Origin of the sequence: Klenkia sesuvii, from assembly GCF_037083825.1 — a bacterium.
In the GTDB taxonomy this organism is placed as follows: domain Bacteria; phylum Actinomycetota; class Actinomycetes; order Mycobacteriales; family Geodermatophilaceae; genus Klenkia; species Klenkia sesuvii.
Genome location: NZ_JBAPLU010000003.1, coordinates 179,662 through 202,296, shown reverse-complemented (window position 1 = coordinate 202,296; position 22,635 = coordinate 179,662). Strand labels below are relative to the sequence as shown.

General features: G+C 74.3%; 22 protein-coding genes. 17 read left to right on the top strand and 5 right to left on the bottom strand.

From position 1 onward, the window contains the following. Positions 1-108 precede the first annotated feature (108 nt). Genes hisD through TEK04_RS04485 form a run of 4 tightly spaced genes read left to right on the top strand, consistent with a single transcriptional unit; the run spans position 109 to position 3,277 of the window. Complete coding sequence (gene hisD, locus TEK04_RS04500; RefSeq protein ID WP_336403115.1) at positions 109-1,410, top strand: histidinol dehydrogenase; 1,302 nt, start codon at positions 109-111, stop codon at positions 1,408-1,410. Next, on the top strand, positions 1,407-2,501 hold the full coding sequence (locus tag TEK04_RS04495; RefSeq protein ID WP_336403114.1) for a histidinol-phosphate transaminase: 1,095 nt from the start codon (positions 1,407-1,409) through the stop codon (positions 2,499-2,501). The genes hisD and TEK04_RS04495 overlap by 4 nt, the downstream gene beginning before the upstream one ends. 5 nt (positions 2,502-2,506) lie before the next feature. Continuing rightward, positions 2,507-3,103 carry an imidazoleglycerol-phosphate dehydratase HisB gene (gene hisB / locus TEK04_RS04490; protein ID WP_336403113.1) on the top strand — a complete coding sequence of 199 codons (597 nt, stop codon included), beginning with the start codon at positions 2,507-2,509 and terminating at the stop codon, positions 3,101-3,103. Further along, a complete protein-coding gene (locus TEK04_RS04485) occupies positions 3,104-3,277 on the top strand; it encodes a hypothetical protein (protein ID WP_336403112.1) in 174 nt (57 codons plus the stop codon). It abuts the gene before it with no gap. Between the two features lie 103 nt (positions 3,278-3,380). Here the strand turns inward: TEK04_RS04485 and TEK04_RS04480 are convergent, their stop codons facing one another. Both TEK04_RS04480 and TEK04_RS04475 read right to left on the bottom strand, forming a co-directional pair. Beyond that, complete coding sequence (locus tag TEK04_RS04480; RefSeq protein WP_336403111.1) at positions 3,381-3,713, bottom strand: MerR family transcriptional regulator; 333 nt, start codon at positions 3,711-3,713, stop codon at positions 3,381-3,383. Between the two features lie 11 nt (positions 3,714-3,724). After that, on the bottom strand, positions 3,725-5,209 hold the full coding sequence (locus TEK04_RS04475; RefSeq protein ID WP_336403110.1) for a SulP family inorganic anion transporter: 1,485 nt from the start codon (positions 5,207-5,209) through the stop codon (positions 3,725-3,727). A gap of 243 nt (positions 5,210-5,452) precedes the next feature. On the opposite strand from TEK04_RS04475, the gene hisH reads away from it, so the two are divergent. Next, positions 5,453-6,088 carry an imidazole glycerol phosphate synthase subunit HisH gene (hisH, locus tag TEK04_RS04470; protein WP_349257736.1) on the top strand — a complete coding sequence of 212 codons (636 nt, stop codon included), beginning with the start codon at positions 5,453-5,455 and terminating at the stop codon, positions 6,086-6,088. Between the two features lie 3 nt (positions 6,089-6,091). Here the strand turns inward: hisH and TEK04_RS04465 are convergent, their stop codons facing one another. Together TEK04_RS04465 and TEK04_RS04460 are read right to left on the bottom strand one after the other, a co-directional pair. Next, positions 6,092-7,141, bottom strand: coding sequence for a molybdopterin-dependent oxidoreductase (locus TEK04_RS04465; protein WP_336403109.1), 1,050 nt, complete (start codon positions 7,139-7,141; stop codon positions 6,092-6,094). 143 nt (positions 7,142-7,284) lie between these two features. Beyond that, positions 7,285-7,890 (bottom strand): nitroreductase family protein, encoded by a 606-nt coding sequence (locus tag TEK04_RS04460; protein ID WP_336403108.1) that lies wholly within the window; start codon positions 7,888-7,890, stop codon positions 7,285-7,287. Between the two features lie 437 nt (positions 7,891-8,327). Here TEK04_RS04460 and priA point away from each other — a divergent pair, with 437 nt between their 5' ends. The 9 genes from priA to TEK04_RS04415 all read left to right on the top strand — a co-directional run bounded on the left by priA (position 8,328) and on the right by TEK04_RS04415 (position 17,760). Further along, a complete protein-coding gene (gene priA, locus TEK04_RS04455) occupies positions 8,328-9,062 on the top strand; it encodes a bifunctional 1-(5-phosphoribosyl)-5-((5-phosphoribosylamino)methylideneamino)imidazole-4-carboxamide isomerase/phosphoribosylanthranilate isomerase PriA (RefSeq protein WP_336403107.1) in 735 nt (244 codons plus the stop codon). Positions 9,063-9,106: 44 nt separating this feature from the next. Further along, the gene (locus tag TEK04_RS04450) at positions 9,107-9,436 is read left to right on the top strand and encodes a Rid family hydrolase (RefSeq protein ID WP_336403106.1); all 330 of its coding nucleotides are present in this window, start codon (positions 9,107-9,109) and stop codon (positions 9,434-9,436) included. After that, positions 9,433-10,230, top strand: coding sequence for an imidazole glycerol phosphate synthase subunit HisF (hisF, locus tag TEK04_RS04445; protein ID WP_336403105.1), 798 nt, complete (start codon positions 9,433-9,435; stop codon positions 10,228-10,230). Before TEK04_RS04450 ends, hisF begins: the two co-directional genes overlap by 4 nt. A 325-nt stretch (positions 10,231-10,555) precedes the next feature. Beyond that, positions 10,556-11,023: a GtrA family protein gene (locus TEK04_RS04440; RefSeq protein ID WP_336403104.1), complete on the top strand. Its 468-nt coding sequence runs from the start codon at positions 10,556-10,558 to the stop codon at positions 11,021-11,023. A gap of 112 nt (positions 11,024-11,135) precedes the next feature. Next, positions 11,136-11,864, top strand: a complete 729-nt coding sequence (locus tag TEK04_RS04435) for a dolichyl-phosphate beta-glucosyltransferase (protein ID WP_336403103.1) — start codon at positions 11,136-11,138, stop codon at positions 11,862-11,864. Beyond that, positions 11,861-13,366, top strand: coding sequence for a glycosyltransferase family 4 protein (locus tag TEK04_RS04430; protein WP_336403102.1), 1,506 nt, complete (start codon positions 11,861-11,863; stop codon positions 13,364-13,366). Before TEK04_RS04435 ends, TEK04_RS04430 begins: the two co-directional genes overlap by 4 nt. A 13-nt stretch (positions 13,367-13,379) precedes the next feature. Continuing rightward, positions 13,380-14,624 (top strand): family 8 glycosyl hydrolase, encoded by a 1,245-nt coding sequence (locus TEK04_RS04425; RefSeq protein WP_336403101.1) that lies wholly within the window; start codon positions 13,380-13,382, stop codon positions 14,622-14,624. After that, positions 14,621-16,219: a glycosyltransferase gene (locus tag TEK04_RS04420; protein ID WP_336403100.1), complete on the top strand. Its 1,599-nt coding sequence runs from the start codon at positions 14,621-14,623 to the stop codon at positions 16,217-16,219. The genes TEK04_RS04425 and TEK04_RS04420 overlap by 4 nt, the downstream gene beginning before the upstream one ends. Continuing rightward, entirely contained in the window at positions 16,216-17,760 is a 1,545-nt protein-coding gene (locus TEK04_RS04415; RefSeq protein WP_336403099.1) for a glycosyltransferase family 39 protein, read from the top strand. The genes TEK04_RS04420 and TEK04_RS04415 overlap by 4 nt, the downstream gene beginning before the upstream one ends. Before the next feature lie 31 nt (positions 17,761-17,791). On the opposite strand, the gene TEK04_RS04410 is transcribed toward TEK04_RS04415, so the two are convergent. Then, entirely contained in the window at positions 17,792-18,388 is a 597-nt protein-coding gene (locus TEK04_RS04410; RefSeq protein WP_336403098.1) for a TIGR03085 family metal-binding protein, read from the bottom strand. 96 nt (positions 18,389-18,484) lie between these two features. Between TEK04_RS04410 and TEK04_RS04405 the strand changes: the two genes are divergently transcribed. Genes TEK04_RS04405 through TEK04_RS04395 form a run of 3 tightly spaced genes read left to right on the top strand, consistent with a single transcriptional unit; the run spans position 18,485 to position 22,628 of the window. Continuing rightward, positions 18,485-20,392, top strand: a complete 1,908-nt coding sequence (locus tag TEK04_RS04405; RefSeq protein ID WP_336403097.1) for an ABC transporter ATP-binding protein — start codon at positions 18,485-18,487, stop codon at positions 20,390-20,392. After that, positions 20,389-22,182, top strand: a complete 1,794-nt coding sequence (locus TEK04_RS04400; RefSeq protein ID WP_336403096.1) for an ABC transporter ATP-binding protein — start codon at positions 20,389-20,391, stop codon at positions 22,180-22,182. The genes TEK04_RS04405 and TEK04_RS04400 overlap by 4 nt, the downstream gene beginning before the upstream one ends. 26 nt (positions 22,183-22,208) lie before the next feature. Then, positions 22,209-22,628, top strand: a complete 420-nt coding sequence (locus tag TEK04_RS04395; protein WP_336403095.1) for a hypothetical protein — start codon at positions 22,209-22,211, stop codon at positions 22,626-22,628. Positions 22,629-22,635: the final 7 nt, after the last annotated feature.

Here is a 22,635-nt window from a genome sequence, read left to right as displayed (position 1 = left end):
CCGAACCCTACGGGGGAGGGCGGGCGGTGGCCCAGTACCGCGCAACTACCCTGGGACCGACCGTCACCGTGCTGTGGCCGGCCCACCCGCCGCCCCCTGGAGGTACTCGTGCTCACCCGCATCGACCTGCGCGGATCCCAGCTGCCCGGGGTGCGCGAGCTGGCCGGTCTGCTGCCGCGGGCCGGCACCGACGTCGAGAGCGTGCAGGACGTCGTCCGCCCGATCCTGGAGGACGTGCGGCTGCGGGGCGCCGACGCCGTCCGGGAGATCACCGCGCGCTTCGACGGGGTCGACGCCGCGGACTTCGCCGTCCCGCAGGCCGCCCTCGACGAGGCGCTGGCCACCTGCGACCCCACCCTGCGCGCCGCGCTCGAGGAGGCCGTGGCCCGGGTGCGGAAGGTCCACGCCGACCAGCGCCGCACCGACGTCACCACCGAGGTCGTGCCCGGTGGCACCGTCACCGAGCGCTGGTTGCCGGTGCGCCGGGTCGGCCTCTACGTGCCCGGTGGCCTGGCCCCGCTGCTGTCCAGCGTCGTCATGAACGTCGTCCCCGCGCAGATCGCCGGGGTCGAGTCCATCGCCGTGGCCACCCCGCCGCAGCGCGACAACGGCGGGCTGCCCGACGCCGGTGTGCTGGCCGCCTGCGCGCTGCTGGGCGTCACCGAGGTCTACGCCGTCGGCGGCGCCCAGGCCATCGCGGTGTTCGGCTACGGCGCCGGGGCCTGCGAGCCGGTGGACATGGTCACCGGTCCGGGCAACGTCTACGTCACCGCGGCCAAGCGGCTGCTCCGCGGGCTCATCGGCATCGACAGCGAGGCCGGGCCGACCGAGGTCGCAGTCCTCGCCGACGACACCGCCGACCCGGTGCACGTCGCCGCCGACCTGATCAGCCAGGCCGAGCACGACCCCTTGGCCGGCGCGGTGCTGGTGACCACCAGCGAGGAGCTCGCCGACGCCGTCCTGGCCCAGGTGCCCGCCCAGGTGGCGGCCACCAAGCACGGTGAACGCATCACCACGGCGCTGGGCGGGTCGCAGTCGGGCATCGTGCTGGTCGACGACCTCGACGCCGGCCTGGCCGTGGTCGACGCCTACGCCGCCGAGCACCTGGAGATCCAGACCCGGGACGCCCGGGCCGTGGCCATGCGGGTGCGCAACGCCGGCGCGGTGTTCGTCGGTCCGTGGGCCCCGGTCTCCCTCGGTGACTACGCGGCCGGCTCGAACCACGTGCTGCCCACCGGCGGGTGCGCCCGGCACTCCAGCGGCTTGAGCGTGCAGACCTTCCTGCGCGGCATCCACCTCGTCGAGTACGACGAGGCCGCCCTGGCCGACGTCGCCCGGCACGTCGACGTCCTGGCGCACGCCGAGGACCTCCCGGCGCACGCGGCCGCCGTCGCCGTCCGGCAGCGGTGAGCGGGCTGCCGGTCCGGCCGGAGCTGGCGGGCAGGTCGCCCTACGGCGCGCCGCAGGTGCCCGCTCGCCACCGGCTGAACACCAACGAGAACCCGCACCCGTTGCCCGACGAGCTGCTCGCCGACCTCGGCGCGGCGCTGGGCGCGGCGGCGCTGGGCCTCAACCGGTACCCCGACCGCGACGCCGTCGCGCTGCGCACCGACCTGGCGACCTACCTGACCCGGTCGGGCACCCCGGTGACCGCGGAGCAGGTGTGGGCGGCCAACGGCTCGAACGAGATCCTGCAGCAGCTGTCGCAGACCTTCGTCGGTGCCGGGCGCACCGCGCTGGGCTTCACGCCGTCGTACTCCATGCACCCGCTCATCACCGCGGCCACCGGTGGCTCGTTCGTCGACGGCCACCGGCGCGCCGACTTCACCATCGACACCGACGCCGCGGTCGCCCAGGTGCGCGAGGTGCGGCCGGACGTCGTCTTCGTCACCAGCCCGAACAACCCCACCGGGACCGCGGTGGCGCTGGAGACCATCACCGCGCTGCACGACGCGACCGACGGCATGGTGGTCGTCGACGAGGCCTACGCCGAGTTCGCCCGGGCGGGCACGCCGTCCGCGCTCACCCTGCTGGCCGGCCGGCCGCGGCTGGTGGTCAGCCGCACGATGAGCAAGGCGTTCGGCATGGCCGGGCTGCGGCTGGGCTACCTGGCCGCCGACCCCGCCGTCGTCGACGCACTGCAGCTGGTGCGGCTGCCGTACCACCTGTCCAGCCTCACCCAGGCCGCTGCGCGCACCGCGCTGGCGCACACCGACGCGTTGCTCGCCACGGTCGACGCGGTCAAGCACGAGCGCGACCGCATCGTCGACGCACTGCCGGGCCTCGGCCTGACCAGCGTGCCCAGCGACGCCAACTTCGTGCTCTTCGGCGGGTTCGCCGACGCCCCGGCGGTGTGGCAGGCGCTGCTGGACCGCGGGGTGCTCGTGCGCGACGTGGGCCTGCCCGGTTGGCTGCGGGTGACCGCCGGCACGCCCGCCGAGACCGACGCCTTCCTCACCGCCCTGGGTGAGGTCGTGGCCACCGCCGACCTGGGAGGATGACCAGCATGAGCCGCACCGCCCGCGTCGAGCGCACCACCAACGAGACGAAGCTGGTCGTCGAGGTCGACCTCGACGGCACCGGCACCAGTCAGGTCGCCACCGGGGTCGGGTTCTACGACCACATGCTCACCGCGCTGTCCAAGCACAGCGGCATCGACCTGCGCGTGCAGGCCGACGGCGACCTGCACATCGACGCCCACCACACCGTCGAGGACGTCGCCATCGCCCTGGGCGTGGCCTTCGCCGAGGCGCTGGGCGACAAGCGCGGCATCACCCGGTACGGCGACGCGACCATCCCGATGGACGAGGTGCTGGTGCAGGCCGCCGTCGACCTCTCGGGCCGGCCGTACTTCGTGCACGCCGAGCCCGAGGGCATGACCCCGATGATCGGCCCGGACTACCCGACCTCGCTCACCAAGCACGTCCTCGAGAGCTTCGCGTTCAACGCCCGCATCTCGCTGCACGTCCGGGTGCTCTACGCCGGCCGCGACGCCCACCACATCGTCGAGGGCCAGTTCAAGGCGCTGGCCCGGGCGTTGCGCACCGCGGTCGCGCTCGACCCCCGCGTCACCGACGTGCCCTCCACCAAGGGCGCCCTGTAGGTGGGGTTCGCCTCCGGGCTCATCGCCATCGGGCTGTTCCTGCTCGGCGGGGCCTGGTCGATCTTCCGCGCCGACGACCCGGTGAAGGGCCGCACGCCGGGGCAGCTCGTGTTCTCCGGCGTCCTGGTGCTGGCCGCCGCGCTCGCGATCGCCTCGGGCATCCTCCGGTTCTGACCCGCCGGGCCCGGCGTGATCACCTCGGGTCCGGCGCTGCCTGCGGGCCAGGGAGGCAGCACCTGAAGCGAGGTGGTCACCAGCCGTCCGCGGCGGGCTGAGATCAGGTCCCGAGGCGGTCGGCGAAGGCCTGTGCAGTGGCCAGCTGTGCCCGCAGCGCCTCCACCCGGTCGGCCGCGGCGGCGCGGTAGTGCGCCAGCCGGTCGGCGGGGCCGCCGTCGTCCAGGGTCTGCAGCAGCTCGCGCATCTCCTCCAACGAGAAGCCCAGCGGCTTCATCTGCATGATCACGCGCAGCCGCTCGACGTCGTCCTCGGTGTAGAGCCGGAACCCGCCCTCGGACCGGGCCGAGGGCACCGCCAGCCCGACCTCCTCGTAGTACCGGATGGTGCGCAGCGACAGCCCGATCCGCTCGGCGACCTCGCCGATCTGCAGCATGCCGTGGCCCATCAGTGGCCGCCGCCCAGCTGACCGGCCAGCCGCCGGTGGTAGTGCCCGGTCTCGTCGGTGAGCCCGACGACGTCGACCACCGTGCCCCGCGCCGCGTACTTGTGCTCGATGGCGTCCAGGACGGCGACGCTGGAGGCGTCCCACACGTGCGCGCCGCTGAGGTCGACGACGACGTGGGCGGGGTCGGTGCCGTAGTCGAACTGGCCGACCAGGTCGTTGGTGGAGGCGAAGAACAGGGCGCCGCGCACCACGTAGGTGCGGGTGCCGTCGACGACCTCGCCGCCGGTGACGGTGACCAGGTGGGCCACCCGCCGGGCGAACAGCACGCAGGCGGTCAGCACCCCCACGCCCACGCCGATGGCCAGGTTGTCGGTGGCCAGCACCACGGCCACGGTCACCAGCATCACCGCGGTCTCGCTGCGCGGCATCCGGCGCAGGGTGCGCACGCTGTGCCAGTCGAAGGTCGCGATGGACACGAACACCATGACCGCGACCAGGGCGGCCATCGGGATGACCGCCACGAGGTCACCGAGGGCGACCACGAGCACCAGCAGGAACACCCCGGCCAGGAACGTCGACACCCGGGTGCGGGCGCCGGACCGGACGTTGATCATGGTCTGCCCGATCATGGCGCAGCCGCCCATGCCGCCGAAGAACCCGGTGACGATGTTGGCGACCCCCTGCCCGACCGACTCGCGGGTCTTGGAGGACCCCGTGTCGGTGAGGTCGTCGACCAGCTTGGCGGTCATCAGCGACTCCATCAGCCCGACGAGCGCGAGCCCCAGGGCGTAGGGCAGCACGATCTGCAGCGTCTCGAGGGTGAACGGGACGTCGGGCCACAGCAGCGCGGGCAGGCTGTCGGGCAGGGCACCCTGGTCGCCGACCGTGGGCACGTCGATGCCGGCGGCCACGGCGGTGGCGGTGAGGACGACGATCGCGACCAGCGGCGCCGGGACGGCGGTGGTCAGCCGCGGCAACCCGAAGATGATCAGCAGGCCGACGGCGGCCATCGGGTAGACCAGCCACGGGACGTCCACCAGCTGCGGCACCTGGGCGGCGAAGATCAGGATGGCCAGCGCGTTGACGAAGCCGACCATCACGCTGCGCGGGACGAACCGCATCAGCCGGGCGACCCCGAGCAGGCCGAGGGCGATCTGCAGCAGCCCGCCCAGCAGGACGGCGGCGATCAGGTAGGGCAGGCCGTGCTCGGCCACCAGCGGGGCGATGACCAGGGCGACCGCCCCCGTGGCGGCCGAGATCATCGCCGGCCGGCCGCCGACGACGGCGATGGTCACGGCCATGGTGAAGCTGGCGAACAGCCCGACCCGGGGGTCGACGCCGGCGATGATGGAGAAGCTGATGGCCTCGGGGATGAGGGCGAGGGCGACCACGAGGCCGGCGAGGACCTCGGTGCGCAGGGTGCGCGGGTCGCGGAGGGCGGCGACCCATCCGGGGGTCGTGCGGGGGAGCAGGGCAGACGTCATGGCACCGTTCTCGGGTCGTGCGGGAGGGGGGTGGCCGCGCGCCGCGCTGCGGGGGCCGAGTCGGAGGAGACCCTACCCTCACGTGAGGGGAGAGTTGCTGGCTGGGGTGGGCCGAGCGGACGGGCCTGCCGGGGACGTGATCACCCCGGCTCCAGCGCTGCCTGCTCGCGTCGGAGGCAGCCGTTGACCCGTGCTGATCACCGTCGGGGCAGCCGGTGGCGGGGGCTGGGTAGCGTGGTGCAGGTGAAGAAGGTCGTCGTCCTGGACTACGGATCGGGCAACCTGCGCTCGGTCGAGCGCGCGGTCGCCCGGGTGGGTGCCGACGTCGAGGTGACCGCCGACCCGCACGCCGCGGTCGAGGCCGACGGGCTCGTCGTCCCCGGGGTGGGTGCGTTCGCCGCGTGCATGGACGGGCTGCGCGCCGTCGAGGGCCCGCGGATCATCGGCAAGCGCCTGGCCGGTGGCCGGCCGGTGCTGGGGATCTGCGTCGGCATGCAGATCCTGTTCGACCGGGGCGTGGAGCACGGCCAGGACAGTGCGGGCTGCGCCGAGTGGCCCGGCACCGTCGAGCAGCTGCAGGCCCCGGTGCTGCCGCACATGGGTTGGAACACCGTCGAGGCCCCGACAGGCACCGTCCTGTTCGACGGCATCGCCGACGAGCGCTTCTACTTCGTGCACTCCTACGGCGTGCGCGACTTCCCGCTCGGTCGCGACGGCACCGGCCCGCTCAAGCCGCCGGCGGTCACCTGGGCAGAGCACGGCGACCGGTTCGTCGCCGCGGTCGAGAACGGCGCGCTCTCCGCCACCCAGTTCCACCCCGAGAAGAGCGGGGACGCCGGGGCCGCGCTGCTCACCAACTGGCTGGCCACGCTCGCCTGAGCGCTACTGCAGCGGGAACGGCGGCTGCAGCCACCACGGCGAGTCCAGCACCTCGACCCGGTCCACCCACTTGACCCACCACACACCCCGCCGCCCCGGCGCCACCAGCCGCACCGGGGCGCCGTGGCCGAGCGACAGCGGCTGGTCGGCAGCGTGGGTCGCGAGCAGCGTGTGGCCGGCGTCGCGCAGCGGGATGCGGCGGCTGAACCCGGTCACGGAGGTCACCTGGATGCACTGCGCGTCGGGGCCCGCCCCGCCCAGCTGCTCGTCCACCAGCCGCTGGAGCGTCGTGCCGCGCCACTGCTGGTCGGCGTACCAGCCTCCGGTGCAGTCCAGCCGGGCGCGCACCTCGTCGCCCCGGTCGAGGTCCCGGGCCCGGACGACGACCTCCTGGCCGCCCCCGGCGAGCCGCACCTGTGCGGGCGGGTCCTCGGGCACGGTGTCCGACGCCCACTGGGTCACCGGCATCGCGGCGGGGTCGTCGGTGCCCCGCTCGTAGGAGCCGGTACCGCTGCGTCGGGCGCCAGGAGCCCCGGTCAGCCGCCACACGCCCTCCGTGAGGCCCCACAGAGCCAGCGACCCGCCGGCCAGTGCCCCGGCGCCGAGCAGGGTGCGCCGGCGCAGGTCGATCTTCCGCGGCCGCTGGTGGCGACCCCAGATGTGGACCGCCAGCGCCAGCACGAGCACGATCGCCGCGCCGACGTGCACCTGCAGCGCGGCGATCGGTGTCCCGCTGGTCGCCCAGATTCCCGCGGCCCCGGCGGAGTGCAGCACCCCGCTGACGATGCAGACGACGACCAGACCGGTGAGCCAGTACGCCGCCGAGGGCGCCCGCAGCGCGGTCGGCCGGGCCCGGGCCCGCCGGACGACGACGGTCTTCCACGGCACGAGCAGCAGCTGGCCGAGCCCGGCTGCGCCGTGCGCCACCGCGACCACCCGGCCGGCGGTGGGGGTGCCCAGAGCGAACCCCAGCACCCCGGTGCCGCCCGCCACGAGCAGCAGCCCGAGCAGGGCGAGGTTCGACCGCCGTCCCGCTCGCTGGAGTCCCCGCACCGCCCCAGTGTGCGCAGGTCGGCCACGGTCCTGGCGTGCTCGCTGCGCACTCCCGCAGCGGACTGCTCAGCAATCCACGCCGAGATGGACGGATGGTGGGCCGGTTCGTGCCGGGCGGCGACGACGGGTCGATGCGGACGAGGTCAGCTGCTCCAGCGGCCGCGGTGCACGACCTCGTCGACGCCCCGGCGGCCGCGTCGCAGCGACGGCGACCGGGTGTCTGCGTCGCCGGGGTAGCCCACCGACACGCACCCGACGGGGGAGAACCGCTCCGGGACGCCGAACGCCGCGCGCAGGGCACCGACCCGTCCGCCCGGCACGCCGAAGAAGCAGGCGCCCAACCCCTCGTCGACCGCGGTCAGCAGCATGAGCAGCGAGGCCATGCCGGTGTCGACGTCCCAGTAGGGCACCGGCCAGCGGGACTCGGCCCGGTCGGTCCAGCCCTTGTCGGGCTCGGCGTAGCGGTCGAGGTAGGCCGACTTGTCGCTGAAGGGCACCACCAGCAGTGGGGCCCGGCGCATGCGGGTGAGCCAGGCGTCGGGGGCGCCGGGGGAGGTGGTCGCCGTCCAGAAGGCGTCGCGTTCCTCGGGGGTCTCCAGGACGAGGAACGCCCAGCCCTGGCTGAACCCGGCACTGGGCGCACGCAGCGCGTGGGCCAGCACGCGCTCGCGCACCTCCGGCGGCACCGGCCGGTCGGGGTCGTAGTCGCGCACCATCCGCCGCCGGCGCAGCACCTCCGCGAACTCCACCCCGTCAGCCTGCCCGACGGCCGTGGGGCGCACCTGCTGCCGGGTGCGCGCCGAGGCGGGTGGTGAGGGTCGCCGTCCACGCATGGGCGCGCACCGGGCGGGGGCTGCGCCGCGGTACGGGCGGACCCGCCGGGTGGGCCGCGTGCGGGCGCACCGACCGCCGGGTGCGCCCGCAGGCCGTGGCGCGCACCTGCTGCCGGGTGCGCGCCGAGGCGGGCGGTGAGGGTCGCCGTCCACGCATGGGTGCGCACCGGGCGGGGGCTGCGCCGCGGTACGGGCGGACCCGCCGGGTGGGCCGCGTGCGGGCGCGCCGACCGCCGGGTGCGCCCGCAGGCGTTGCACGCCGCGGCCGGGCGCAGGCAGCGCGGGGATGCGCCGCGGGGCCGGCACGGCAGGCGCGGGCAGGGTGCTCCCGCCCGCTCCCTAGGCTGTGCGCCGTGCCGAAGCTGCAGCTGCTCCCCGCCGTCGACGTCGCCGAGGGCCAGGCCGTGCGCCTGGTGCAGGGGGAGGCCGGCAGCGAGACCTCCTACGGCGACCCGCTCGAGGCCGCCATGACCTGGCAGCGCGACGGTGCCGAGTGGGTGCACCTGGTCGACCTCGACGCCGCCTTCGGGCGTGGTTCCAACCGCGAGCTGCTGGCCCGCGTGGTCGGCGAGCTCGACGTCGACGTCGAGCTCTCCGGCGGTATCCGCGACGACGACTCGCTGGCCGCAGCCCTGGCCACCGGCTGCCGCCGGGTCAACCTGGGCACCGCGGCGCTGGAGTCGCCCGAGTGGTGCGCCCGGGCCATCGCCGAGCACGGCGACCGCATCGCCGTCGGCCTCGACGTGCGCGGCACCCGGCTGGCCGCCCGCGGTTGGACCCGCGAGGGCGGTGAGCTCTACGAGACCCTGGCCCGACTGGACGCCGAGGGCTGCGCCCGCTACGTGGTCACCGACATCACCAAGGACGGCACGCTGCGGGGCCCCAACCTCGACCTGCTGCGCGAGGTGTGCGCGGCCACCGACCGGCCGGTCATCGCCTCGGGCGGGGTCAGCAGCCTCGACGACATCCGGGCGCTGGCCGGGCTGGCCGACATCGGCGTCGAGGGCGCCATCGTCGGCAAGGCGCTCTACGCCGGCCAGTTCACCCTCCCGCAGGCGCTGCAGCTCACCGCCGAGGTCGCCAGGTGAAGCGGCTGGGTTCGGGCTCGCCCTGGGAGGACCAGAAGGACCTCGTGCCTCTCACGACTCGCACGCTCGCCGCGAGCCTCTGCACGAGGCCGGACGACGGCGTGCTGGTCGAGGGCGGCGTGGCCGAGCAGACCCGCCAGGCGCTGGAGAACGTCGTCGCGGCGCTGGCCCGGGTCGGGGCCTCAGCCGCCGACGTCGTGCGCACCCGCATCTACGTGACCGACATCGCCCAGTGGGAGGCCGCCGGCCGGGTGCACGGCGAGTTCTTCGGCGCCCACCGGCCGGCCACCGCGATGGTGGAGGTCGCGCGGCTGATCGACCCGGCGATGGAGGTCGAGGTCGAGGTCGACGCGGTGGTGGGGGCTGAGGCGTGAGCCTGGCCGTGCGGGTCATCCCGTGCCTGGACGTCGATGCCGGCCGGGTGGTCAAGGGTGTCAACTTCGTCGGGCTGCGCGACGCCGGCGACCCGGTCGAGATGGCGAAGGTCTACGACGCCGAGGGCGCCGACGAGCTGACCTTCCTCGACATCACCGCCTCCTCCGGTGACCGCGCCACCACCTACGACGTGGTCTCGCGCACCGCCGAGAGCGTCTTCATCCCGCTGACAGTGGGCGGTGGGGTGCGCAGCGCCGGCGACGTCGACAGGCTGCTGCGCGCCGGCGCCGACAAGGTGGCCGTCAACACCGCCGCCGTCGCCCGGCCCGACCTGATCGCGGAGATCGCCGACCGGTACGGCAACCAGGTGCTCGTGCTGTCGCTGGACGCCCGGCGCTGCGCCGACGGCGCGGTCACCGACTCCGGGTTCGAGATCACCACCCACGGCGGGCGCCGGGGCACCGGCCGCGACGCCGTCGAGTGGGTCGTGCAGGCAGCACGGCTGGGTGTCGGCGAGGTGCTGCTGAACTCGATGGACGCCGACGGCACCAAGGCCGGTTTCGACCTCGAGCTCATCGAGAAGGTGCGCCGCGAGGTGACGGTGCCGGTGATCGCCAGCGGCGGGGCCGGCGCGGTCGAGCACTTCGCCCCGGCCGTCGCCGCCGGCGCCGACGCGGTGCTGGCCGCCAGCGTCTTCCACTTCGGCGACCTGCGGATCGGCGAGGTCAAGCGCGCGCTGGACGCCGCCGGGGTGCCGGTTCGCCACGAGTCCGACCACCCGTCGCGCGACTAGCAGCACCTGGGTCCGCACCGAGATGGACGGTCGACCGCCCATCGTTACCGATCCGTGACCGAACTGGGCCCGGCCTGGCTCTGCGGGGCCCTGACCAGGGATCTTCAACGTTCAATATGGTGACGTTGAGTGCATCACATCGCGTCGGCGCACATCTGAGCAGGCGCGTCGCGACGGGCGGTCGACGATCGTGACACACCGTGACCGACGCTGACGGCCACACATCGCTGGTCGGTGACGAGCCCCGTACGTTCGAGGCGTTCCACGGGGGTCTCACAGCGCAGTCGGGCCGCCCTCCGATGACGACACCACGGGGGTGGGTCCGATGCTGCGCCAGCTCTACCGCTCCGCCGTGGTGCGGTTCGCCGTCGTCGGTGCCGCCATGACCGGGTTGCACCTGCTCGTGTTCACCGCGCTGTCGCGGTGGGTCCTCGCCGAGGTCGCCAACGTCGGCGCCTTCGTGCTCGTCACCCAGGCCAACTTCGTGGTCAGCCGGTACTGGACCTGGGCCGACCGCAGGCCCTCCGGTCCCTCGTCCTGGCGTGCGCTGCTGCGCGCCGTCGTGCTGTTCAACGGCTCGGCCGTCCTCGCCTTCGGGGTCAACGCGGTCTCCTTCAGCGTCGCCCTGCGCGTGGTCGGCCTCGGCCCGACGGTCAGCGTGCTGCTGGCCAGCCTCGTCGCGGCCGGCTCCTCCTTCGTGGTCAGTTCGCGGGTCGTCTTCCGGCGTCCCGTCCCCGCCCTCTCGGTGCCGGTCGCCAGCCCCGCGCCCGCCGCCCCGTCGCTGCAGCGTTGATCGCCGCGGGTCCTGGACCCGCCCGCTGCCCGCTCGGAACCACCACCACCGGCACGACCCGCCAGAACCGCGGGCGCCGGTCCTCCGCCTTCCCGCAGAAAGGTCATCCGCTGTGCGCTCGACCGTGCCCGACCTCGACCTCGTCGTCCCGGTGTTCAACGAGGAGGCCCGTCTCGGGGCCACCCTGGACGCCCTCAGCGCGCACGCCGCCTCGTTGCCGCACGACGTCCGCATCACCGTCGTGGACAACGGCTCGGTGGACCGCACCGCCGACGTCGTCGACGACGTCGCCACCCGGCGCCGCGGCGCGTCGCTGCGGCTGATCGGCTGCTCCCGGCAGGGCAAGGGCGCCGCGGTGCGGCGCGGCATGCTGGCGGCCACGGCGCCCTGGCGCGGGTTCGTCGACGCCGACCTGTCGACGCCGGTGGCCGCCCTGGACGACGTCCTGGAGCGGATGGCGGCCGGCGACCCGGTGGTCATCGGGTCCCGCCGGGTCGCCGGGGCGGAGTACGTGGTGCCCCAGCCGCTGCTGCGCCGGGCCGGGTCCCGGGCGTTCCGCCAGCTGACCCGGCACCTGGTCGGCGACGTCGCGGACACCCAGTGCGGGTTCAAGTTCTTCACCGCCGAGGCCGCCGAGCGCATCTTCGCCCGGGCGACCGCCGACGGGTTCGCCTTCGACGTCGAGGTGCTCGCGCTGGCCTCCCGCTACGGGCTGCCGGTGGCGGAGGTCCCGGTGCGCTGGACCGACGCCGAGGGGTCCTCCTTCGGTGTGTGGACGCACGGGCGCCGGGTCATCTCCGAGGTGCGCGCCGTCCGCGCCTCCCTGGCGAGCGCTGCGTGAGCCGCCGCTCCCGACTGGTCGTGCTGAACTGGCGCGACCGCACGCACCCCGAGAGCGGCGCCGCGGAGGCCTACACCGAACGGGTCGCCCGGGAGGTCGCCCGCCGCGGCCGCCCGGTCGTCGTGCTCACCTCCCGCCCCCGCGGGGCCCGTCGCCGGGAACGCGTCGACGGCTACCGCGTGCTGCGGTTGGGTGGGCGCTGGACTGTCTACCCGCTGGCGCTGCTGTGGCTGCTCGTGCACCGCCGTTCCACCGGCGCGGTGCTGGACTCCCAGAACGGCATCCCGTTCTTCAGTCCCCTCGTCGTCAACCGGTCGGTCCCGGTCGTGCTCCTGGTCCACCAGGTGCACCAGGACGTGTTCGGCGCGGCCCTGCCGGCGCCCGTCGCCGCCCTCGCCCGGTGGGCCGAGGGGCCGCTGACCCGGCGGGTCTACCACCGCCGCACCGTCGTGGTGCCCTCGCCGACCACCCGGGTGCAGGTGCGGCGTCGGCTGCGGATGACCGGCCCGGTCCGCCTGGTCCCCGGCGGCGCCGACCGCGCGCGCCGCGACGTGGTCCGGGCTCCTGCGCCGCGCATCGTGGTGTCCGGTCGACTGGCCGACCGCAAGGGGCTCGACCAGCTCGTCACCGCGGTCGCTGCGGTCCAGACCACCCGCCCCGACCTCCAGCTCCACCTGCTCGGTGACGGGCCCGCCCGGGCCGGGCTGGCCGCACTGGCCCGCTCCCAGGGGGCCCGGGTCGTGTTCCACGGCCGGGTGGACGACGAGCGTCGCGACCAGGTGCTCGGGTCGGCCTGGCTGTCGGTGAGCGCCTCCGGCAGCGGGGACTGGGGGTTGGGGCCGATCGCGGCCAACGCCCTCGGCGTCCCCGTCCTGGCCCTCCGGGTGCCGGGGACCACGGATGCGATCCGGCAGGGCCGCACCGGCTGGGTGGTGGAGAACTCGGCCGCAGCCCTCACCGAGGGCATCGAGCAGGCCCTGGACCGCCTGGCCGACCCGGAGGCCGCGACCCGGATGGCTCGCCGGGCCCGGGCCTGGGCGGCCCAGTTCAGCTGGGACCAGACCGCCGACGGCGTGCTCAAGGCCGTGGCCGACGAGGCCGCCCGCCGGGCGCGCGCGGCCGCCGGCGACGTCGATCGCCGTGGCGGGAACGACCTCGCCGTCGTCCTCCGCGTGCCGGCCACCGCGGTCACCGCCGGCTGGGAGGCCCACCGGCGGGCCGGGGACACCTGGATCGCCGACGGCGGCACCGTGCGCGGGCTGCTGACCGGTGCCGACGAGGCCGACGTCCCCGCCGTGCTGGACCGGCTGGGGGTGGACCGGGACGACCCGGGCATCAGCGTGCTGGTGGCCCGGCAGTCGGACCTGCTGGGGTTGCCCGACGTGGCCGCCGACGAGGTGCTGGACCTGGCCGAGAGCCTGGGTCGCCCGGTCCTGGTGCCCGACACCCAGGACGGGGCCGACGGCGCCGAGGACGACGGGGGTGCCGGCCGTGCGGCGTGAGACGGGTGGACGGGTGCCGCGCAGCAGGTCGCGTCTGCTGCTGGTGGCCGTCCTGGTGCTCACCGTGCTGACCGGTGTCGGGGTGACCGCGGTCACCAGCGACCGGGTCGGCGACGCGGTGGACCGGGTCCTGGCCGACGAGCCCCGCGCGGTCTCCGGCCGGACGGCGCTGGACGCCCTGTGGCGGGTGTACCGCGACACCTACCTGGAGCAGGGCACCGGGCGGACGCTGGACCTGCAGATGGACGGCATCACCACGTCGGAGGGCCAGAGCTACACGATGATGCGGGCGGTCTGGTCCGACGACATCGAGACCTTCCGGACCAGCTGGCAGTGGACGAAGGACAACCTGCAGCGGCCGGACTTCCTGATGTCCTGGCGGTTCGGCGAGCGGGCCGACGGCAGCTACGGGGTGCAGACGGAGGTGGGCGGGGAGAACACCGCCACCGACGCCGACGTCGACATCGCCTACGCGTTGCTGATGGCCTACTCCCGCTGGCAGGAGGACGTCTTCCTCTACGACGCGTTGCCGATCATCGACGCCATCTGGTCCGAGGAGGTCGTGCAGGTGGGGGGCCGGCCAGTACTGGTGGCCAACGACCTCGAGCAGTTCGACCGGGACAAGGTGCTGCTGAACCCCTCCTACTTCGCGCCCTACGCCTACCGGGTCTTCGCCGAGGTCGACGACGAGCCCGCGCACGACTGGTCGGCGTTGGTGGACAGCTCCTACGACATCCTGGCCGAGCTCGACGACGCCTCCTTGGACACGGCCACCTCGGCCGGGCTGACCCCCGACTGGGTGTTCCTGGACCGCCGCACCGGGGAGTACCGGGTGGTCAGCGACACGCTGACCACCCGGTTCAGCTACGACGCCCTGCGCACCCCCTGGCGCCTGGCGCTGGACCTGCAGTACTACGCCGAGCCCCGGGCCCGGCAACAGCTCCAGGCGATGTCGGTGCTGGGCGAGCACTGGCGCGAGGACGGCCGGCTCGTGGCGGCCTACACCCGCGACGGCGCCCCCGCCGCCGAGTACGAGGCCCCGGCCCTGTACGGCGGCACGATGGGCTACTTCACCGTCGTCGAACCCGACCTCGCGGCCCAGGTGTACCAGGAGAAGCTGCTCCCGGTCTACGACGCCGACATCGGCGACCTGGCCGTCGACCTGGGCTACTACGACTCCAACTGGGTGTGGTTCGGGATGGCGCTGTACCTCGACCAGTTGCCCGACCTGACCCGGATCGAGGCGACCACGCCATGACCGCACCCCAGCTGGACCGCTTCTCCTTCCTGCAGGAGGTGCCCAACCGGGCCTTCCTGGTCGGCAACGTCGCGTTCGCCGTCGTCTACATGCTGGTGATCACCTTCGCCTTCGAGCACGGCAACCCGGTCTTGTTCGGGGTGCTGGTGGCCACCGAGGTCTTCCACCTCGTGCAGATCGTCGGGTACTGCTGGACGGTGTGGCGGCGGGACGCCGAGCGGCCCTTCGACCCGGACTTCGCCGGTTCGGTCGACGTGTTCATCACGGTGTGCGGCGAGCCGGTGGACGTCGTGGCGGCCACGGCCCGCGCCGCCCTGGCGATGACCTACCCCGGGCAGGTGCAGGTGCACCTGCTCAACGACGGCCTGGTCGCCGGCAAGGACAACTGGCGCGACGTCGAGCAGCTCGCCGACTCGCTCGGCATCACCTGCCACACGCGGGTCACCCCGGGTGGGGCCAAGGCCGGCAACATCAACCACGCGCTGCGGGCGACCTCGGGGGAGTTCGTGGTGGTCTTCGACGCCGACCACGTGCCCCACCGGGACTTCCTGGTCACCGTCATGGGCTTCTTCACCGACGAGCGCATGGGCTTCGTGCAGACCCCGCAGTACTACGCCAACCAGCGCACCAACCTGGTCACCCGGACGGCCTGGGACCAGCAGACGCTGTTCTTCGGCCCGATCATGTCGGGCAAGAGCCGGCTCGGTGCGGCGTTCATGTGCGGCACCAACATGGCCCTGCGGCGCACCGCCGTGCTCGAGGTCGGCGGCATGTGCGAGGAGAACATCGCCGAGGACTTCCTCACCTCGCTGTTCCTGCACGAGCGCGGGTGGCGGTCGGTCTACCTGCCGCAGGTGCTGGCCGAGGGGCTGGCCCCCGACGACTTCCTCAACTACTACAAGCAGCAGTTCCGCTGGACCCGCGGCAGCCTCGAGGTCATCTTCAAGTACAACCCGCTGCTGCGCAGCGGCCTGACCTGGGCCCAACGGTGGCAGTACCTGCTGTCGGCCAGCTACTACCTGTCGGGTGCGGTCATCATCGTCTCCGCGCTGCTGCCGGTGGTCTTCCTGCTCACCGGGGCCACCCCCATCGTCACCTCCACCATGACCCTGGCCCTGGTGTTCGTCCCCTACATGTGGCTGAACCTGTACGTGCTGCAGCGCTCCAGCAACAGCTGCTACAGCTGGTCGGCCATCGCGTTCTCGCTGTCGGCCTGGTGGCTGCAGCTGGCCGCGCTGTACGCGGTGCTGACGGGCAAGAAGACGGCGTTCGCGGTGACCAGCAAGGAGGTCGGCGACGGTGGTCGGCCCAACTTCCTCCGCCTGGTCGTGCCGCAGCTGGTCTACGTCGCGCTCGGCGTCGTGGCCCTGGGTGTCGGTGCAGCGCGGGAGGGCCTGAGCCCGTCGCTGATGGCGAACTTCGCGTGGCTGTCGGTGCACGTGGCGATCTCGGTGCCCTTCGTCGTCGCCGCGTCGCCCTCCCGTGGCCGGCGCGCCGTGCCGGCCCCGCCCCAGCCCCCGCGGCCGGTGGAGCCGGGCGAACCGACCCCCGAGGCGGTCACCGTCGGTGCCCGCGGGGAGGAGGTGCTCCGATGACCGCGGTGCTGGACACCCCGCCACCCACCGTGCGGGTCCGCCCGGCCCGGCCCGGCCGGCACGCCGCGGCCGACCCGGGCCGCTGGGTCCCCGTCGCGGCCCACGCGCTGGCCGTGGTCGGCGTGCTGGCCTGGTCGCAGCTGGCCTTCATCGGGCGCAGCACCCGGCTGGACGAGGCGCAGAGCCTGTGGCAGACCAACCACAGCTACGGCCGGCTGCTCGAGCTCATCGCCCAGGACGTGCACGTACCGCTCTACCACCTCGTGCTGCGCACCTGGCGGTTGGTGCTGGGCCCGGACATCGGCACCGCCCGGGCGCTGTCGCTGGTCTTCCTGCTGGCCAGCCTGCCGGTCTTCTACGTCGTCGCGCGGAGCGTGCTGTCCCGTGGCTGGGCGTCGGCGGCCCTCGTGGTGTTCGCGAACTCGCCCTTCCTGCTGTGGTACGGCAACGAGGCGCGGATGTACTCGATGCTCCTGCTGGTCACCCTGCTCAGCCAGTGGGCCTTCCTCGCCGTGCTGCGCACCGGCCGCGCTGCCGCGTGGACGGGGTACGCGGCCAGCGCGGTGGTCGGGGCCTACGTGCACTACTTCTTCTTCTTCGTGCTGCTGGCCCAGGGGCTGTTCCTGCTCGCGGTGTCCCGCCGGCTGCCGCGGGGGTCGGTGCTGCGGCTGGCCGGCACGGCGGCCGCGGTGGCCGCTGCGTTCCTGCCGTGGTTCCTGTACTTCCGGGCCCAGGGCTCGGCGTCGGAGACCCGCCCGCAGCTGCCCAGCCCCTCGTCGGTGGACTTCTCCAACGTCTACTCGCAGTTCGTGTTCGGCTTCCAGAGCGACGCGCTGAACACCACGCTGGTGTCGGCCTGGCCGCTGCTGGTGCTCGGCGCCCTCCTCAGCGTGCGCAACGGGAGCCGGTTGGGCCGACCGACGGCCTACCTGCTCGTCGCGGCGTTCGTCCCGGTGCTGACCGCGTTCGTGGTCAGCCACCTGGTCACGCCGTTCTTCCTCAGCCGCTACATGGTCCCGGCCGCACCGGCCCTGCTGCTGCTGGTCGTCGTGTTCGCGACGACCCTGGGGCCACGCACCTCGCGGGTGCTGGTCGGGGTGCTGCTGGCCGTCACCGTGGCCGGCACGGCGGTGCAGGCCACCAGCCCCGACAACCCGGTCGAGGAGGACTACCGGACCGCGGCCACCCTCGCCGGCGAGGCAGGGCCCCGCGACGTGGTGGTGGTGAGCTCGCCGTTCACCATCTACCCGTTCGAGTACTACTACGACGGGCCTGCGCGGGTCACCACCCTGCCGGAGTGGGACCGGGTGGAGGCCGCGCCCCCCTTCGACGCGGCGACGCTGCCGGAGGAGGCCGAGGCGCTGGTGGACGGGCACCAGTACGTCTACCTCGTGCTCAGCTACGACCAGGGCTACCAGGACGACGTGTACCAGTACTTCGCCGGTCGCTACGAGCAGGTCGCGGCGCACGAACCCTCGGACGGCCTGCAGGTGCTGGTGTACCGGGTGGGCTACGCCGAGCCGGTGCCGCTGGGCGGGTGACCGGGCCCGACCCCACCGGCCGGCTGCGCGGTCAGCCCACCTCCACCCGGGCGACGGCGTCGCGGCCCGACGCCCACAGCAGGACCTCCAGCGGGTCGCCGGTCACGGTGGTCACCGGGGTGCCCGACCCCACGGTGCGGGTGGCCCCGGTGTCCGCGCGGCGCAGCACGAGCCGGCCCTCGCGGGCCCGGCTGCGCGCCAGCACCGGGACCTGGCCCCACAGGAAGTCCTGGGCCTCGCGGGACAGCTCGCGCGGGGCCCACCCCGGCTGGGCCCGCCGCACGTCCTCGTGGTGGATGGTCATCTCGGCGCTGTTGACCAGCCGGTCGACGGGGTCCCACGCCGTCGGCAGGAACGCCGGGGGCCCGCTGCGCACCTGGTCCAGCAGCCGGGGCCAGGGCGTGCCGCGGCGCCACCGGTCGGACACGTGCTGGGTCCAGCGGGCGAAGGGCCCGCCCAGCACCGCGCCGGGCGCGGCGTCGGGTCGCCGGTCGCGCACCACCAGGTGGACGGCGAGGTCGGCCGTCGTCCAGCCCTCGCAGCAGGTCGGCTGGTCGGGGCCCAGGTCGGCGAGCAGGTCGGCGAGCGCGGCGCGCTCGGTGCGGGACAGCGCGGGGGTACCGGTCACCGGGCAGTTGTACCGCGCCCCCCGAACTCCGTAGCCCTGGTAACGATCCCGGGTACTCTCGGGCGGCACACAGGGAGCACCACCAGAGGGAGACGCGTGTCCGCGGGCAGCACCGAGAAGACTCCCGACGACACCCCCGGCGGCATCCCCCGCCGCCCGGCCCGCGCGGCGAACACGGTCGTGCGCAGCGAGCGCGAGCAGCGGAAGGTCATGCGCCGGGGGTTCCGGCACGTCGGCCGCGCGATCAGCGAGCAGCGCGGCATGTTCACCCTCGCGGTGCTCGGCAGCAGCCTCTACGGCGCGATGACCGTGGCCAGCGCCTACGTGGTGGGCGGGGTGACCGAGCGGGTGATCCTGCCGGCCTTCGAGCGCGGCGCCACCACCGCCGGCGCGCTCGCCCTCGCCGCCACCGCCATCATGGTCGTCGCCGTCCTGAAGATCATCGGGATCATCGGCCGGCGGCTGTTCGCCGGCATCATGTCCTACCGCCTGCAGGCCGACTACCGCCGCCGGGTGACCGGGCAGTACCTGCGGCTGCCGCTCTCCTGGCACCAGCGCCACCCCACCGGGCAGCTGCTGTCCAACGCCAACTCCGACGTCGAGGCCAGCTGGTTCTTCGTCGCGCCGTTGCCCTTCGCCTGCGGCGCGCTGGTCATGGTGGCCATCACCGTGGTGGCCCTCGTCCTCACCGACCCGCTGCTGGCGGTGGTGGGGCTGGTCGTGTTCCCGCTCGTGTTCCTGGCCAACGCGCTCTACTCGCAGGTGATGAGCCCGCGCATGGCGCGGGCCCAGCAGCTGCGCGCCGAGGTCTCCGAGATCGCGCACGAGAGCTTCGACGCCGCCCTGGTGGTCAAGACCCTGGGCCGCGAGACCGACGAGACCACCCGCTTCGCCGCCAGCGCCGAGGAGCTGCGCGACGGGCTGGTCGCCGTGGGTCGGGTCCGCGGCCTGTTCGACCCGATCATGGAGGCGCTGCCCAACCTGGGCACCCTCGCCGTGCTGCTGGTCGGGGCCAACCAGGTCGCCGCCGGGGCCACAGACGCCGGTGACCTGGTCTCCATCGCCTACCTGTTCACCCTGCTCGCCCTCCCTATCCGGGCCATCGGCTGGGTGCTGGCCGACCTGCCGCGGGCGATGGCCGGCTTCGACCGGGTCACCCCGGTGCTGGCCGCCGAGGGCGAGACCCCGCACGGCCCGCACGCCGCCCCGGCGGGCACGGGCGGCGCGGGCGTCGGCGTGCAGGGGGTCGACTTCGGCCACACCGACGCCGACGGCCGCACCAACCAGGTGCTGCACGGCGTCACCTTCGAGGTGGCAGCCGGGCGGACCGTCGCCGTCGTCGGCCCCACGGGGTCGGGCAAGTCCACGCTCGCCGGTCTGCTGGTCCGGTTGGTCGACCCGCACGACGGTGCCGTGCTGCTCGACGGCGTCGACCTGCGCGCCCTGCGCGAGGGCGAGGTGGCCGGCCAGGCCGCCTTCGTCGCGCAGGGCACGTTCCTCTTCGACGACACCGTGCGCGGGAACATCACCCTCGGCGCGGAGTTCTCCGACGCCGACGTGCGCGAGGCGCTGCGCGTGGCCGCCGCCGAGGACTTCGTCGACCGGCTCCCCGAGGGCCTGGACACCATGGTGGGGGAGCGTGGGGCCAGCCTGTCCGGGGGGCAGCGCCAGCGGCTCGCGCTCGCCCGGGCCGTCGTCCGTCGTCCGCGGCTGCTCGTGATGGACGACGCGACCAGCGCCGTCGACCCCAGCGTGGAGGCCCGCATCGTCGACGCCCTGCGCACCACGGACCGTCCGGCCACCGTGGTCGTGGTGGCCTACCGGCAGGCCACCATCGCCCTCGCCGACGAGGTGCTGTGGATCGAGCACGGCCGGCTCGTCGCCCGCGGCAGCCACGCCGAGCTGCGCGCCCAGGTGCCCGGGTACGCCCGGTTGGTGCAGGCCTACCAGCCCCCGGACGAGATCACTCCCGCCGAGCCCGAGCCCGCCGGGGCGCAGGCATGACCGCCGCCGTCGCCGACCGCGGGACCGAGTCCGCCACCGCCACCCTGCGGCGGGGGCTGCGGATGATGCCGGAGTTCCGTCGCGGGCTGCCGGCCACCTTCGCCCTCGCGCTGGTGGCCACCGCCGGCCGGGTCGTCGTGCCCATCGCCGTGCAGCAGACCCTCGACCGCGGCCTGGGGGCCGCGGGCGGGCCCGACATCCCCCTGGTCCGCGAGCTGGTGGCCGTCTGCGCGCTCGTCGTGCTCGTCACGGCCGTCGCGGTCTACCGGATGAACGTGCGGCTGTTCCGCACCACCGAGACCGCGCTGGCCAACCTGCGGGTACGGGCGTTCCGGCACGTGCACGACCTGTCCGTGCTGCACCAGCAGGGCGAGCGGCGCGGCAACCTGGTGTCCCGGGTGACCAGCGACGTCGACCAGCTCTCGGTGTTCATGCAGTGGGGCGGCGTGCTGGGGCTGGTCAGCCTGGGTCAGCTCGTCGTCGCCACGGTCGTCATGTTCTTCTACAGCTGGCAGCTGACCCTGCTGGTGCTGGTCTGCTTCGTGCCGCTGGGCTACGCCGTGAAGTGGTTCGCGAAGCGGCTCGCGGCGGTGTACGGCGTCGTCCGCGAGCGCGTGGGCGACGTGCTGGCCGCGGTCGGGGAGTCCGTCGTCGGCGCGTCGACCGTGCGCGCCTACGGAATCCGCGACCGCACCGCCGCCCGCATCGACACCGCCATCGACCGCCACTACCGCGCCTCGGTGCAGGCCCAGCGCACCACGGCCGGGGTGTACGTCAGCGGTGAGTTCGTCGCCGCGGTGGCCAACGCCGCCGTGGTCGTGGTCGGCGTGCTGCTCGGCGTCGGCGGGCAGATCTCGGCCGGCACGCTGGTCGCCTTCCTGTTCCTGGTCACCCTGTTCGTCGCGCCCGTGCAGACCGCCAGCGAGGTGCTCAACGAGGCGCAGAACGCCGTCGCCGGGTTCCGCCGGGTGCTCGACGTCCTCGACACCGAGCCCGACGTCCAGGACCCCGCGGACGGCCAGCAGCTGCCGCCCGGCGCGCTGGGCGTGCGGTTCGACCACGTGACCTTCCGCTACGCCCCCGGGGCCCGACCCGCCCTCGACGACGTCGACCTGGAGATCGCCCCGCGCACGCGGGTGGCCGTGGTGGGCGAGACCGGGTCGGGCAAGACGACCTTCGCCAAGCTGCTGACCCGGCTGATGGACCCCGCCGAGGGCCGGGTGCTGGTCGGCGGCGTGCCGTTGGACCAGGTGGCCTTCACCTCGCTGCGCGAGCGGGTGGTCATGGTCCCGCAGGACGGGTTCCTCTTCGACGCGTCGGTGGCCGACAACGTCCGGTACGGCAGGCCCGGCCTGACCGACGCCCACGTCGCCGCGGCGTTCGACGAGCTGGGCCTGGGCGGGTGGGTCGAGGGCCTGGCCGACGGCGTGGCGACCCAGGTCGGCCAGCGCGGGGAGTCGCTGTCGGCGGGCGAACGGCAGCTGGTGGCCGTGGCCCGTGCCTACGTCGCCGACCCCGACCTGCTGGTGCTCGACGAGGCCACGAGCGCGGTGGACCCGGCCACCGAGGCACGCCTGACCCGGGCGCTGGACACCCTGACCGCCGGCCGGACGACGATCACCATCGCGCACCGGCTCTCCACCGCCGAGCGGGCCGACGAGGTGCTCGTGGTGGCGGCCGGCCGGGTGGTGCAGCGCGGCAGCCACGCCGACCTGGTCGACGTCCCCGGTGTCTACGCGGGGCTGCACGCCTCGTGGCGGCGGTCCTCCGGCGCGGCCACCACCGTCTGAGCCGGCCGACCCCTACGGTCTGCGGCATGACGCAGCCCGTCCCGGTCCGCCGGGTCCCCCCGATCCCCGCGGGCATCGCCGCCCTCTGCGGGATCCTCGGCGCACTGCCGGTGGCGCTGTTCGCCCTCGTCGCCGGGGCGTTCGCGCTGGCCTCGCAGGTGGGGGTGGGGCTGCTGCTGAGCGCGATCCCCCTGGCCATCGCCGTGGCGGTCGTGGTGGGGGCGGTCCTGCTGGTGCTGGGCCGGTCGTGGCTGGTCCTGCTGGTCGCCGCCGTGCTCACCCTCGGCCTCGTGGCCTGGGCCCTCTGGTTCGGCGCCGCCGAGGACGACCCCGGCTCGGTCGCGGTCCTCGTCGCCGGACCGCTCCTGGCTGCGGTGCTCGGCTCGCTGCCCGGTGTGCGCGCCTGGGTGGCCGCCCGCCGGGCCGAGCGGGCCGCCCGGGTCTGAATCCGCT

Coding starts and splice junctions, on each gene's coding strand:
- TEK04_RS04400 (WP_336403096.1), top strand. CDS start 20,389: ATGACCGCCGCCGTCGCCGACCGCGGGACCGAGTCCGCCACCGCCACC.
- TEK04_RS04480 (WP_336403111.1), bottom strand. CDS start 3,713: ATGCTGCAGATCGGCGAGGTCGCCGAGCGGATCGGGCTGTCGCTGCGC.
- TEK04_RS04415 (WP_336403099.1), top strand. CDS start 16,216: ATGACCGCGGTGCTGGACACCCCGCCACCCACCGTGCGGGTCCGCCCG.
- TEK04_RS04475 (WP_336403110.1), bottom strand. CDS start 5,209: ATGACGTCTGCCCTGCTCCCCCGCACGACCCCCGGATGGGTCGCCGCC.
- TEK04_RS04440 (WP_336403104.1), top strand. CDS start 10,556: ATGCTGCGCCAGCTCTACCGCTCCGCCGTGGTGCGGTTCGCCGTCGTC.
- hisB (WP_336403113.1), top strand. CDS start 2,507: ATGAGCCGCACCGCCCGCGTCGAGCGCACCACCAACGAGACGAAGCTG.
- TEK04_RS04395 (WP_336403095.1), top strand. CDS start 22,209: ATGACGCAGCCCGTCCCGGTCCGCCGGGTCCCCCCGATCCCCGCGGGC.
- TEK04_RS04420 (WP_336403100.1), top strand. CDS start 14,621: ATGACCGCACCCCAGCTGGACCGCTTCTCCTTCCTGCAGGAGGTGCCC.